We start from the raw sequence: 13,117 nt of genomic DNA, 5'->3' as shown, positions 1-13,117 counted from the left end.
TTAGCCCCGACACCTTGCGGCGAGACGTGACATCGCCGCTACCGCAACGCCCCCAACAACCACGCCCAGGCCGGCAAGGTCACCAGCGACAGCAGAATCCCGTAGCCGACCAGGGCCGCGGCCAGGCGCGGCGCCAGGCGATGCGAGATCGCCAGCAGCGCGGCGGTGATCATGGTCGGCATCGCCGATTCCAGCACGTTGGCCTGCAGCGCCTGCCCGCGCAGGCCCAGCGCCCACGACAGCGGCCAGGCCAGGGCCGGCAGCACCAGCAGTTTCAACAGCAGGCCGGCGGCCAGCGGCGCTAGTTCCTCGCGCGGCAAGCGCAACTGGATCGAGAACCCCACCGCCAGCATCACCAGCGGCAGCATCGCGTCGGCCAGGTGCTGCAGGCCGGAGGCGATCCACGCCGGCGGCTGCGCCGGCATCAGGGTCAGCGCGAACAGCAGCGCCCACAGCGGCGGGAACCGCGCCATGCGCAACAGCGTCTGCCGTGGCGACGGCGGCGCCTCGCCGCTGTAGCGCGCCAGCACGTACAGGCCGAAGCTGGACAGCAGCACGAAGGTGCCGAACTGGTCGTAGACCACCGCATACGGCAAAGCCGCCTCGCCGAGCAGCGCACGCACCATCGGGTAGCCGATGAAGCTGGAATTGCCCAGCGCCACGCACAGCAGCAGCACCGCCTGCTGATCCCGGCGCAGCCGCAACGGCCGGCGCAAGGCCAGCATCGCCAGCGCGCTCACGCCGGTCAGCAGCCACGGCGTCAGCATCAATCCGAGCAGTTCCAGGTTGAACTGCAGGCGCGGCACGTAGATCAGCACCGAGGCCGGCAGGCACAGGTACAGCACCACCCCGTTGAGCACCTCGGTGGTGTTGGCCGGCAGGACGCGCTGACGCGCGAACAGCTTGCCGAGCGCCAGCATGACCAACATCAGGGCGAACGCATCGAAAGCCATCGGCACAGCACGAAATCAGCGGGTACGCGGCATCATCGCATGGCCTGTGCACGCAGGCCGTCGAGGCATCGCGCGACCGAAGCCGGACCTGGCCTGCGCCCAGCGCGGGCCGGCGCTCCGCGCAGGCGCGACGACACGGTGCGCTGTGCGACCGACTACACCCGGACCCTGGATTGCGCCGGCCACTTGCGCAGGCCGCGTCGTGCTTCCTGGACCCGCGTGCCTCAGGGCCAGGCCGGCGGCGCGGCCTTCCAGGCGGCCTGCACCTCGGCAAGGGTCGCGCGCTCGTCGTCGCGCCAGGCCGGCAGCAAGGCGGCGAAATCGGCATTGGCGCCCCACTTGTCCGGCCAGGTGCGCGCCGCCGCGGCGTACCACTTCACGGCCTCGTCCTTGCGCTGCAACCGCCACAACACCAGCGCCAGGGTCGGCGGCAGCCAGTCCGGTGCCGCCGGGCGGCCGTTGACCAGTGCGCTCCACTGCGCCAGCGCGCGCGCCGGATCACCCGCGCGCAGCAGGTCCCAGCCATAGTTCCACTGCACCTGGCGCCGCTGCACGCCGGCGGGCAGCGCATGCAACGCGGCCTGATACAGCTGTTCGCCCAGTTCCTGGCGGCCGCCGGCCATGGCGATGCCGGCCAGCTGCGCGCGCGCCTCGTTGGCGTTGGGATCGCGCTGCACGGTACTGGCCAGGCGATCCACCAGGGCCTCGCCGCTGCCGGCGATGGCGGTGACCGGACGGGTGGTGCCGCGGTCTTCGTCGAAGTAGAACTCTTTCGGTGCCGGCAATGCCTGCGCCCGCACGCTGGCCGCGGTGGCCAGGCCGATGCAGGCCAGCATCGCGGCCACTGCGTATGTGTATGCCTTCACTGCTGCAATCCCCTGGAGTGATCCCCTCACCCAGGTCCCATCCTACCCCGCCAGGGCCGGCGTGGACGAGAACGGGCGCAAAAATCGCCGCTGATACAATCGGGGCGATCGCGCGCGGCAGGCGCTGCGCGCCCGCCAGCCTTCCATTTCCGGGCAAGCCATGAACCGCATCGCCGATCCGCGTCCGTCGTCCTCCCTCGCCGCAGCGGCCACCGACGGCGTGGATACCCGCTATACGCTGGAAGACAAGTACACCCGCACCGATGGCCGCATCTATCTGTCCGGGGTGCAGGCGCTGGTGCGGCTGCCATTGATGCAGCAACTGCGCGACCGCGCCGCCGGGCTGAACACCGGTGGATTCGTCAGCGGCTACCGCGGCAGCCCGCTGGGCGGTTTCGACCTGGAACTGTGGCGCGCGCGCAAGCATCTGGACGCGGCCAACGTGGTGTTCAAGCCCGGACTCAATGAGGACCTGGGCGCGACCATGGTCTGGGGCACGCAGCAGACCAACCTGTTCCCCGGCGCGCGCGTGGATGGCGTGTACGCCATGTGGTATGGCAAGGGGCCGGGCGTGGACCGCTGCGGCGACGTGTTCAAGCACGGCAACGCCGCCGGCACCTCGCGCCATGGCGGCGTGCTGGCGCTGGCCGCCGACGACCACGCCTGCCGCAGCTCGACCCTGCCGCACGGCTCGGAGGACGAGTTCGTCAGCGCGATGATGCCGGTGCTCAATCCGGCCGGGGTGCAGGACATCCTCGACATGGGCCTGCTCGGCTGGGCGATGAGCCGCTACACCGGGCGCTGGATCGGCTTCAAGACCATCGCCGAGACGGTGGAATCCTCGGCCTCGGTGCAGGTGGATCCGTTCGCGCGGCAGATCGTGCTGCCGGAGGATTTCGAGCTGCCGCCGGGCGGCCTCAACATCCGCTGGCCGGATCCGCCGCTGGACCAGGAAATGCGCCTGCATCGTTATGCGGTGCGCGCGGCGCAGGCCTTCGCCCGCGCCAACGGCATCGACCGCACGGTGATGGATGCGCCGCAGGCACGGCTGGGCATCGTCACCACCGGCAAGAGCTACCTGGACGTGCTGCAGGCGCTGGAATACCTGGGCCTGGACGCGGACGCCTGCGCGCGCATCGGCATCCGCGTGTACAAGGTCGGCATGACCTGGCCGCTGGAGCCGCTGGGCATCGCCGCGTTCGCGCGCGGGCTGCAGGACATCGTCGTGGTGGAGGAGAAGAAGGCCTTCATCGAGCGGCAGATGAAGGAGCAGTTCTACAACTGGCCGGCCAGCGCCGGCCCGCGCCCGAGCATCGTCGGCAAGTACGACGAGGCCGGCGAATGGATCCTGCCGTCCACTGGCGAACTGACCCCGGCCACCATCGCCGGGGTGATCGGCCAGCGCATCCTGCGCCTGCCGCAGTCGGCCGCGGTGAATACCGACTCGATCGAGCAGCGACTGCGCTGGATGGAGGCCAAGGAAGCCGAGATGGCGCTGCCGCGCGCCAATTTCCCGCGCGTGCCGCACTACTGCTCCGGCTGCCCGCACAACACCTCCACGGTGGTGCCGGAAGGCTCGCGCGCGCTCGGCGGCATCGGCTGCCACTACATGGTGACGTGGATGGACCGCGCCACCGACACCTTCACCCACATGGGCGGCGAAGGCGTCACCTGGGCCGGGCAGGCACCGTTCACCGACACCCCGCACGTGTTCCAGAACCTGGGCGACGGCACCTATTTCCACAGCGGCTCGCTGGCGATCCGCCAGTCGATCGCCGCCGGCGTCAACATCACCTACAAGATCCTCTACAACGACGCGGTGGCGATGACCGGCGGACAGCCGGTGGACGGCACCCTCAGCGTGCCCGACATCGCCCGGCAGATGCGCGCCGAGGGCGTGCACACCATCGCCCTGGTCAGCGACGACATCGGCAAGTGGACGCGGCGCCGCGAGCTGTTCCCCAGCGACGTGGAGTTCCACGACCGCAGCGAGCTGGACGCGGTGCAGCGGCACCTGCGCGAGGTCAAGGGCACCAGCGTGCTGATCTACGACCAGACCTGCGCCACCGAGAAGCGGCGCCGGCGCAAGCGCGGCAAGCTGCCCGATCCGCCCAAGCGCGTGCTGGTCAACTCGCTGGTCTGCGAAGGCTGTGGCGACTGCGGCGAGAAGAGCTTCTGCGTATCGGTGCTGCCGAAGGAGACCGAGTACGGACGCAAGCGCCAGATCGACCAGTCCAGCTGCAACAAGGACTACTCCTGCGTGTCCGGGTTCTGCCCCAGCTTCGTCACCGTGCACGGTGGGCAGCCGCGCAAGGGCCGCAAGGCCGACGCCGCGGCGCTGCTGGAGCAACTGCCAGCGCCGAGCTTCCGCAGCGACCTGAGCCAGCCCTGGAACATCCTCATCACCGGTGTCGGCGGCACCGGCGTGGTCACCATCGGCGCGCTGCTGGGCATGGCCGGACACCTGGAGGGCAAGGGCGCCAGCGTGCTCGACCAGACCGGCCTGGCGCAGAAGGGCGGCGCGGTCACCACGCATATCCGCATTGCGCGCCAGCCCGAGGACCTGCACGCGGTGCGCATCGCCGCCGGCGAGGCCGACCTGGTGCTGGGTTGCGACATGGTGGTGGTCAACGACTACTGGGCGCTGTCCAAGGTGCGCGGCGATCGCTCGCAGGTGGTGCTCAACAGCTACGAGGCGATGCCGGGCACCTTCACCACGCACCCGGACATGCAGTTCCCGGCCGCCGAGATCATTGCCGGCGTGCGCCTGGCGCTGGGCGGGCGCGATCCGCTGCTGCTCGACGCCACCCAGCTGGCCACCGCGCTGCTCGGCGACGCCATCGCCAGCAACCTGTTCATGCTCGGCTACGCCTGGCAGCAGGGCCTGGTGCCGCTGTCGCACGCGGCGCTGATGCGCGCGATCGAGCTCAACGGCGCGGCCGTGGCGATGAACCAGCAGGCCTTCGCCTGGGGCCGCCTGGCGGCCTTGGACCTGCCAGCGGTGCGGCGTGCGGCCGGCCTCACCGATCCGGCCGCGGACGAACGCGAACGCCAGGCGCCGGGTCTGCAGCAGCTGCCGCCGGGCGAGTGGGAAGGCCACGAGGCCGGCGCCAGCGCCGCGCCGCGCAATCCCGCCAATCCGCGGCCGGCGCGCGAGCTGCCAGCCGCCGCCGAGAGCGGCGAGGCCGGCCACGCGCCGCTGGACGACAGCCGCCTGTCGCGCTCGCTGCCCGAGCTGGTCGCGCGCCGCCACGCCTTCCTGGTGGATTACCAGGACGCCGCCTACGCCGCGCGCTACACCGCGCTGGTGGAGCGCGTGCGCGCCGCCGAGCAGCGCGTGGCGCCGACCTCGACCGCGCTGACCGAAGCGGTGGCGCGCTACGCGTTCAAGCTGATGGCCTACAAGGACGAGTACGAGGTGGCGCGGCTGTACACCAGCGGCGCGTTCGCGCAGCAGTTGCAGGCGCAGTTCGAGGGCGACTACCGCGTGCGCTTCCACCTGGCGCCGCCGCTGCTGGCGAAGAAAGACGCACAAGGCCGGCTGCGCAAGCGCGAGTACGGCCCGTGGATGTTCACCGCGTTCAAGTGGCTGGCCAAGCTGCGCCGCCTGCGCGGTGGCGCCCTCGACGTGTTCGGCTACAGCGCCGAGCGGCGCGGCGAACGGCAATTGATCGCCGACTACCTCGCCACCGTGGACGAACTGCTGCAGCGGCTGCAGGCGGACAACCTTGCGCTGGCGGTGCAGATCGCCAGCATCCCGGAACACATCCGCGGCTACGGCCACGTCAAGGAAGCGCACCTGCACGAGGCCAAGCAACAGGAAGCGCGGCTGCTGGCGACCTGGCGCAATCCGAAGGCGCTGCATATCGTGCAGGCGGCCTGAGCGGGAGACGAACGCCTGTCGCCGTGCAGCGGCGGCGCAATGGCAGCATCGAGGGCATCTGACCGAACGCGGCGCGGCCGGCGCTGCGCCTGCCAACCTCCCGCGTTCCCGGGCGTCCATGCATCTGCCGCAGAAGCGGCTGCAGCCGCGACCCGACTCCAGCAGCACGCAGGACGGCAGCATCGCCCAGGACGGCCGGCCTTGGGCATCATCCGCACGTTGCGTGGATCGCCAGCGATCCACGGCCGCATCACCCTAGAAGGAACATCGCGTGAAGCGTTTGGTCAAACTCGCATGCGTGGCGCTGGTGGGCGCCCTGCTGCTGTTCTACCTGCTGGCAGAGCATGCCGGCCCCTGGATCATGCCGCGGTTCATCACGATCCGTGTCGTGGCGGGACCCGACCGCCCGCTCTCCGGCGCGAGGATTCGCGTCCTGCAGGACGTGTGGTCGATCCCGTGCCTGAGCTACATGGGGATCTCCGGCGCGAGTTGCGCGTCGGGCAAATGGACGGTCTTCCATGGCCGCCTGGATCGCAACGGCGAAGCGCGGGTGTTGGTCTTTCAGGCGGTCGGGCTGCAGGCGGACTCGTACATCGCCTGCATCAATGGGAACCAGTACGAGGGCTACATCGCCTACACTGAGTGGCCAGAGCAGCAGGACGTGCAGCGTCTCACCCTGGACTACAAGCGCCTGGAGCAGCAAGGAACAGGTTGCATGAACGGCTATGGAGAAGAACGGCTGGCGGCGCCGGCGTGGTGGGATGCCGCCTTGAAGGAAGACGCGGAGGCGGAGGCACAGGCCGAGTCAGAGGCGCGGGCAGAGGAAGAGGCAGAGGCGCAGGCGCAGGCGCAGGCGGACGATCCGTTGCAACCGACGGCTCAACAATCTCCAGCCAGTTCGCCGTCGTCGGACGGACCGTAGGGGCCAGGCTGCAGGCGCGGCTTCAACCGCGACCTGCCATGTCACCCGTTGGCGATGCAGCCTGTGGCAGCGGCGTCCCGCGCGCCACCGCCATGCAGCTGGACTCCGGTCGATCGCGTTGATGTCGATGACGGAAGGGTCCGCGCGTCGGGACTGAAGCCCCTCCCACATGATTGATTCCGTACACTCCGCATACGACACAGCGACCCTATGCAAGCGGCCGCTGTGTCGTATCAGGATGCGATTCGGTCAAGTGCCCGGTGGCAACTCGACCGAGCGCCATTCAACGCAACGAACGTCGAATCAGACCCGCGGATCAGGCGGGGTGCCGTGGCCGGGGCGATCGTAGCGATCGGAATCGAAGGCCTCGCGCACGGCCGCCTTGGCCTGTGCCCAGCTCAGCCGCGAGCGATCCTTGACGCGCTCCCAGCCGCTTTCCAGATCCGATTCCAGGCGGTCGTCCCAGACGCGGTCGCGGTAGCGGCTGCGCGCCTGCACGCCGTAGCGGTAGGCCGGGCGGTAGTCGTCGTAGCTGCTGTCGGTCCCACGGTAGTCCACGGTGTCGAAGCGCTCGGCGTAGTAGCGGTCGCTGTCCTCGTAGGTGCGGTAGGTGGCGTCGGCGCGCTCCCAGGAGTCGCGCGCGGCCAGCCGTGCCTCGTCCCACTCCAGGCGCGAGTCGCCACGGCGCGTGCCCCAGTCGTGCGACAGCTCGCGCTCGTGTTCGTCCCAGGTGCGCGAGGGATACTGCTCGCGTGCCTGCAGGCCCAGGCCATAGGCCGCGGCGTAGTCGCGGTCGTAGTCGTAATCGGCCTTGGCGTAGTCGCGGTTGCGATACTCCTCGCGCCAGTACGCATCCTCGCCGGTGGGATCGATGCGCTCGGCCACGCCCTTGCCCGCCGCCGCACCGGCCACCACGCCGACCGCCGCACCGATCAGGGTGCCGAGCGGCCCGAACACGGTGCCGGCCAGCGCGCCCGCGGCCACGCCGCCGGCGGTACCGCCAATGCCGACCCCGACCGGATGCGAACCCGGGGTGCCGGAAATCGGATCGCGATTGAGATCGCGGGCTTTGTCGTTGTTGTCCATGGGAACGCTCCGTGGCGAAGGAAGGAAGCACCGGCCGCGGGCACATGGGCGGCGGCGGGTGTCGGCGCACAGTCGCAAGCGCGCGGTGAATCCGCCGTGGCACGGCAGTGAACCCGTGATGAGGGAGAGAGTGCGGCTTCGTCACCCGGACACAACGCCTACTGCGTCGCCCACCATGCAGCGCAGGCATGGAACCGGCCAAGACAGTGCTGCATCAGGCACGTCGGCGTATTCGGTACGACCGCGCACTCCGCGTCGCTGGCGCATGCACAGTCACGACATGGCTGACGCAGTCAGATTGGGCGCCCACGGCGCATCCGCCTGCGCGATCGCGCACCCGCACGGCGCCAAGGCATCGCCGGGTGGCGCTCCTGCCTCAGCCGCGGCGCCAGACCCGGCAGCGGTTGTTGGCCGGCATCGCCACGTCTTCCTGCAGCACCAGGCCCTGCGCCTGGGCCAGCGCGTCCACCGCCTCGGCATCGCGGATGCCGCTGGCCGGGTCGCGCGCCTTCAGCCACGCGTCGAAATCGCGATTGCTGTCGCTGGTGAAGGCGCCGCCGTAGTTGAAGGGGCCGTAGACCACCAGCATGCCGTCGGCGCTGTTTGCCAGCAGTTGGCCGACGCCGGCGAAGAACGCCTGCACCGCGTCCCAGCCCATGATGTGCAAGGTATTGGAGGTGAACACCGCATCGTAGCCAGCCTGCGGCCACGGCCCCTCGCGCACGTCCAGCGCCAGCGCCGGCGGCGTGTTCGGCAGCGCCGCCGCCTCCAGCCACTGCGCGATGCCGGGCAGGTGCTCTGCACGCTCGCTGCATTGCCAAGTCAGCTGCGGCAGCGCCGCGGCGAAGTGGACCGCATGCTGGCCGGTGCCGCTGCCGATCTCCAGCACCTGGCGACGATCGGCGAAGTGCCGCTGCAGCACCTGCAGGATCGGATCGCGGTTGCGGTCGCAGGACGGGGCGTAGGGTCGATCGCTCATCGTGTCGTGCACCTGTGTGCGTTTGGCAGTGCCGCGACGCCACGGAACGGCGCGGCCGGCGGTGGTTGACGGCTCACCCGCGCGAGCGCACGAAGATGCGCTTGCCGCCGCCCTCGTTGCCGCGCTCCTCCAGTTCGAAGTGCGTCGACAGCCGGCGCAGCAGGTCGCTGAGCTTCTTGTGCCCGTACAGGCGCGGATCGAAATCCGGCCGCACCTTGTTCAGATAGCTGCCGACGCTGCCGAGCCCGGCCCAGCCCTGGTCGTCCGAAGCCTCCTCGATCGCCTGCCGCAGCAGGGTCAGCGGCGCCTGCTTGGTTTCGGCCGCAGCCGGCGCCGGCTCCGGTTTGGCCGGCGTCGCGGCCGGCTTCTTGCGGCCCTTGGCCGCCGGCTTGGCGGCCGCAGCGGCGGGCTTGGCCGGTTCGGCGGCGCTGGCCTCGCTGCGCAGCACTTCGGTGTAGATGAACTTGTCGCAGGCCTGCACGAACGCGTCCGGGGTCTTGCGCTCGCCGAAGCCGTACACGGTCGGGCCTTCCTCGCGCAGGCGCTGCGCCAGGCGGGTGAAGTCGCTGTCGCTGGAGACCAGGCAGAAGCCGTCGAAGCGGCCTGTGTAGAGCAGGTCCATCGCGTCGATGATCAGCGAGCTGTCGGTGGCGTTCTTGCCGCTGGTGTAGGCGAACTGCTGCACCGGGCTGATCGAGTGCTTGAGCAGCGCCTGCTTCCACTGGGTCATGCGCGTGCTGGTGAAATCGCCATAGATGCGCTTGACGCTGGCCAGGCCGTACTTGGCGACCTCGGCGAGCAGGCCTTCGATCACCGAGGGCTGCGCGTTGTCGGCGTCGATCAGCACCGCCAGTCGCGGCTGGTCGTCGTCGCTGTCGGAACGGTGGCGGGTTTTCATGGCGTGCACCTGCGGCAAGGAAAGATCGGGAGAAGCGTGGCGGCGGCCACCACTGTGCCAGCGCGCGCTGTCCACAGCCAGCGCAACGCGGCGACCGCCATGGCTCATCGCCCGGCCGGCAACGCCTCGTAGGCCTGGCGTACCGCCGCCTCGCCATAGCGGCGTTCCAGCCGGCGCACGATGAAGTGGCCGCGCGCCATCGCCTGGAAGTGCGAGATGAACACCGTGTTGAGCAGCGCACCGCTGGCCGCGCCGACCAGCGGCACCGCCTGCGCCGCCAACTTCTCGCTGACCGTGACCGAGAACTTGGCGGCGATGCGCGACAGTAGCGACACCAGCACCGGCGCGCCCTTGCTGCCCAGGCCGTGCGCGGCGATGTACTGCGCCGCGGCGCTGAGCTGCTGCGCCATCGCCGCGCGCACCGCGAAGTAGCCCGATTCGCTGCCGTCGTCGCGGTGGCTGCGGCCGCCGTGCGCCAGCACCTCCAGGCAGGCCAGCGCGGTGGTCGGGTCGTCCAGGCGCTCGCCCTCGGCGCGGGCGATGTCGGCGATCGAGCGCAGCATCAGGGTCGTGGTCAGCGGCAGTTCCACCACCAGCCCGGGCAGGCCGAAGAAGCCGCCGGCCGCACCGGTGGCCGCCACCGCGGCGCCATGCAGGTGCGGCCGCGCGCGTTCCGGCGCCTGCGCCCGCAGGGTCAGCAGCGCCGAGCGCAACGCCACCCGCAGCGCGCGCTGGCTGACCGCATCGATGCGCGAGGACAGCAGCTTCGGCAGGCGCTTGTTGATCAGCGCCTCGATCGGCGCGCCCACCGCATTGGCGATCTTCGCTGCCAGCCCGGGGTGTTCCAGCAGGGCGCGCGCCTGGGCCAGGTCGCGGTGGTCGGCGGCATCCATCACGGGGACGGGCAATAGCGAGGTCATGGCCGAGGCTCGTGGCGAGGGAGGCGACAGCATGCACCGGGCGGCGGCGGCGTGGTGTCGAGGGCCGGTGACCGGTGCGAAACGTTCAGCCATCGCGCGCCCTTGCGCCCAGGGCCAGCCCTAGATCCGCTCCAGCGCACGCTGGTGGGTGCGCGGCCCGAACCGGCCCACTATCGCGGCGGCAATCAGCAGGCTGGCGGCGATGCAGGCGAGCACGCCGCGATGGCCGGCGCGGTCCAGCAGCGTGCCGATCAGCAGGCTGCTGGCGGCGGTGGACAGGCGGCTGAAGGAATAGCAGAACCCCACCGCGCGGGCGCGCAGCGCGGTGGGAAACAGTTCGGCCTGGTAGCCGTGGTAGGCGAAGCTCATCCAGGCATTGCAGAAGGTGACCGCCGCACCGCAGGCGATCAGCAGCAGCGGCTGGCTCTGCCAGGCGAACAGCAGGCCGAACAGCATCGCACCCAGCGCCGACACGACCACCTGCCACTTGTTCTCCCAGCGCTGCGCCACGCCGATCAGCAGCAGCGGCGCCAGTGGATAGGCCAACGAGATGGCGAAGGCGTAGCCGAGGCCGTGCACGCTGTCGGCACCCTGCCGCGCCAGCAGCGCCGGCAACCAGTTGCCGAAACCGAAGAAGCCGATCGCCTGGAAGATGTGGAAGCTCACCAGCATCGCCATGCGGCGCCGGTACGGGGGCTGCCACAGCGCGGACAGCTGCGGCGTCGGCACCGCTGGCGCCGAGGCCGGCTCGGGCGCGGGCAAGGGCCGCCCCAGGTCGGCGGCGCAGCGCGCCTCCAGCCGCTGCAGCACCGCGTCGGCCTCGGCATGCCGGCCCTGCGTGGCCAGCCAGCGTGGCGACTCCGGCAAACGGCTGCGCAGCCACCACACCGCCAGCGCGAAGCCGCCGCTGAGCAGCGCCACCCAGCGCCAGCCGCTCAGGCCCAGCGGCGCGTGCGGCACCAGCGCCCAGGCGCTCAACGCCACCGCCGGCACCGCCAGGAACTGCAGGCAGAACGCCAGCGCGAACGCGGCGCCGCGCATCTGCCGCGGCACCATCTCCGATAGATAGGTATCGATGGTGACCAGTTCCACGCCCAGGCCGATGCCGACCACGCCGCGCCACAGGATCACCCCCAGCGCGCTGTGCTGCACGCCCATCGCCACCGTGGCCACGCAGTACCAGAGCAGCGCGAAGGAGAACACCGCGCGGCGCCCGAAACGATCGACCAGCGGGCTGAGCAGGCTCGCGCCGAGGAACAGGCCCAGGAACGTCGCCGAGGCGAACGCGGCCTGGTCGGCGATGCCGAACACGCCGGCCGCGCCCTCGGCGAAGATGCCGTCGCGCAGCAGGCCGGGGCTGAGGTAGGCGGTCTGGAACAGGTCGTACAGTTCGAAGAAGCCGCCCAGCGCCAGCAGCGCGACCAGGCGCCACAGGCTGCGGGTCGGCGGCAGGCGTTCCAGGCGCGCCGCCACCAGGGCGACGGGATCGGAAGCGGCAACGGCGGCATCGCGCATGCGGGCAGGTCCTGGGGGAGGGATCGCGCCGCCGCATGCTGCCCGATCCGCCGCCGCGCGCGCCACCGCGTCGGGTCGAAACTGCCGACCGCGCCGCATCGGCGTTCAGCCGGATGTCGGCTTCGGTACGGCCGGCCGCTGCGGGCGCCGATTACGCGTCAGCGCAGGAACAGGATGTCCAGGTCGCGCTCGGGCACGAAGTTGCGCTGGCGGAATTCGAAGGTCAGCGCATCGGTGCGCTGCAGCTCGCCGTCGAAGCACAGGCTGAGCAGGTCGCCGGGCGCGCGCTTCTTCAGGGTCAGGTGGAAGTCCTGGATCGGCCCCTTCCAGTTGGCGCCGGTACGCAGCACGTAGCGCAGGTTGCTCCACTGCAGGCCATTGGCGCCGGCACGGCGACGCAGGCGCTGCTGGATGGCGGCGTCCAGGCAGGTGCTTTTGGCGTACTCGCCGATCAGGTCATTGGCCGGCATCGGTACGCCGGTGGCGACGCTGGGCACGTAGCTGTGGCGGATCGCCACCGTGCCGCCGGCGGGAAAGCGCTGCTGCCAGACGAAGTACTCGCTGAGGGTGAAGCGCGGCTGCCCGTCGGCATCGAACCAGCGCGCGGGCAACGGCGTGCGGCCGGCCGGGACGGCGCCGCCCTCGACGTACTCGGCCAGGTCGTCCGGTGTCCAGCCGCTGGCCGCCCACGCGCGCGAGATGTCGCTGCCGTCCAGCTTCGCCACCAGCCGGCGCTCGGTGCGAACCGGCTTGCCGTCCACCCACAGCTTGAAGTCGGTGAGCGCGCTGTGGTCGGCCATGCCGAAGTACATCGGCGGCATCGGGAAGGCGATCGGCACCAGCAGGTCGCGCGTGCTGGTGTTGGTGAACACGTAGTCCACCTGCACCCGCTCCTCGCTGATGAACAGGTCTTCCTTGCTCATGCGGATGTCCGGCTGGCGGATCAGCTCGATGGAGCCATTGGCGTCGCCGATGCTGCTGTCGTTGGCGAAGGCGGCAGCGGCCGCGAACAGCAAGGACGACAGCAGCAGGGGCAGCAGGCGGCGCGGCGAGACGTTGGCGGTCATGGAGTCGGCGGTCGGCGAAGGAAGGCGC

10 protein-coding genes are annotated in these 13,117 nt (G+C 70.6%); 2 read left to right on the top strand and 8 right to left on the bottom strand.

The genetic code is table 11. The features are described from left to right. Positions 1–38: 38 nt before the first annotated feature. Positions 39–953: an AEC family transporter gene (locus AC1PMG_RS01000; RefSeq protein ID WP_481110334.1), complete on the bottom strand. Its 915-nt coding sequence runs from the start codon at positions 951–953 to the stop codon at positions 39–41. A 224-nt stretch (positions 954–1,177) separates the two neighbouring features. Then, a complete protein-coding gene (locus AC1PMG_RS00995; protein ID WP_481111585.1) occupies positions 1,178–1,789 on the bottom strand; it encodes a tetratricopeptide repeat protein in 612 nt (203 codons plus the stop codon). Between the two features lie 190 nt (positions 1,790–1,979). Here AC1PMG_RS00995 and AC1PMG_RS00990 point away from each other — a divergent pair, with 190 nt between their 5' ends. Together AC1PMG_RS00990 and AC1PMG_RS00985 are read left to right on the top strand one after the other, a co-directional pair. Continuing rightward, entirely contained in the window at positions 1,980–5,702 is a 3,723-nt protein-coding gene (locus AC1PMG_RS00990) for an indolepyruvate ferredoxin oxidoreductase family protein (RefSeq protein WP_481110333.1), read from the top strand. A gap of 271 nt (positions 5,703–5,973) precedes the next feature. Beyond that, positions 5,974–6,624, top strand: a complete 651-nt coding sequence (locus AC1PMG_RS00985) for a hypothetical protein (protein WP_481110332.1) — start codon at positions 5,974–5,976, stop codon at positions 6,622–6,624. 303 nt (positions 6,625–6,927) lie between these two features. Here AC1PMG_RS00985 and AC1PMG_RS00980 read toward each other — a convergent pair whose 3' ends face one another. The 6 genes from AC1PMG_RS00980 to AC1PMG_RS00955 form a co-directional block, all read right to left on the bottom strand. Continuing rightward, positions 6,928–7,710 carry a hypothetical protein gene (locus AC1PMG_RS00980; RefSeq protein ID WP_481110331.1) on the bottom strand — a complete coding sequence of 261 codons (783 nt, stop codon included), beginning with the start codon at positions 7,708–7,710 and terminating at the stop codon, positions 6,928–6,930. A 376-nt stretch (positions 7,711–8,086) separates the two neighbouring features. Then, positions 8,087–8,689, bottom strand: coding sequence for a DUF938 domain-containing protein (locus AC1PMG_RS00975; RefSeq protein WP_481110330.1), 603 nt, complete (start codon positions 8,687–8,689; stop codon positions 8,087–8,089). A 73-nt stretch (positions 8,690–8,762) separates the two neighbouring features. Then, a complete protein-coding gene (locus tag AC1PMG_RS00970; protein WP_481110329.1) occupies positions 8,763–9,587 on the bottom strand; it encodes an NYN domain-containing protein in 825 nt (274 codons plus the stop codon). Positions 9,588–9,691: 104 nt separating this feature from the next. After that, complete coding sequence (locus AC1PMG_RS00965) at positions 9,692–10,507, bottom strand: EcsC family protein (protein WP_481110328.1); 816 nt, start codon at positions 10,505–10,507, stop codon at positions 9,692–9,694. 120 nt (positions 10,508–10,627) lie between these two features. Beyond that, positions 10,628–12,022 (bottom strand): MFS transporter, encoded by a 1,395-nt coding sequence (locus AC1PMG_RS00960; protein WP_481110327.1) that lies wholly within the window; start codon positions 12,020–12,022, stop codon positions 10,628–10,630. Between the two features lie 158 nt (positions 12,023–12,180). Continuing rightward, a complete protein-coding gene (locus AC1PMG_RS00955) occupies positions 12,181–13,089 on the bottom strand; it encodes a DUF4424 family protein (protein ID WP_481110326.1) in 909 nt (302 codons plus the stop codon). Positions 13,090–13,117: the final 28 nt, after the last annotated feature.

This window comes from Xanthomonas sp. NCPPB 2250 (genome assembly GCF_056725265.1).
This window is presented reverse-complemented; position numbering and strand designations above follow the sequence as displayed.

What these genes read in the sequence shown, in the direction of transcription:
- AC1PMG_RS01000 (WP_481110334.1), bottom strand. Translation starts at nt 953, where the DNA reads ATGGCTTTCGATGCGTTCGCCCTGATGTTGGTCATGCTGGCGCTCGGC.
- AC1PMG_RS00995 (WP_481111585.1), bottom strand. Translation starts at nt 1,789, where the DNA reads ATGCTGGCCTGCATCGGCCTGGCCACCGCGGCCAGCGTGCGGGCGCAG.
- AC1PMG_RS00990 (WP_481110333.1), top strand. Translation starts at nt 1,980, where the DNA reads ATGAACCGCATCGCCGATCCGCGTCCGTCGTCCTCCCTCGCCGCAGCG.
- AC1PMG_RS00980 (WP_481110331.1), bottom strand. Translation starts at nt 7,710, where the DNA reads ATGGACAACAACGACAAAGCCCGCGATCTCAATCGCGATCCGATTTCC.
- AC1PMG_RS00975 (WP_481110330.1), bottom strand. Translation starts at nt 8,689, where the DNA reads ATGAGCGATCGACCCTACGCCCCGTCCTGCGACCGCAACCGCGATCCG.
- AC1PMG_RS00970 (WP_481110329.1), bottom strand. Translation starts at nt 9,587, where the DNA reads ATGAAAACCCGCCACCGTTCCGACAGCGACGACGACCAGCCGCGACTG.
- AC1PMG_RS00965 (WP_481110328.1), bottom strand. Translation starts at nt 10,507, where the DNA reads ATGACCTCGCTATTGCCCGTCCCCGTGATGGATGCCGCCGACCACCGC.
- AC1PMG_RS00960 (WP_481110327.1), bottom strand. Translation starts at nt 12,022, where the DNA reads ATGCGCGATGCCGCCGTTGCCGCTTCCGATCCCGTCGCCCTGGTGGCG.
- AC1PMG_RS00955 (WP_481110326.1), bottom strand. Translation starts at nt 13,089, where the DNA reads ATGACCGCCAACGTCTCGCCGCGCCGCCTGCTGCCCCTGCTGCTGTCG.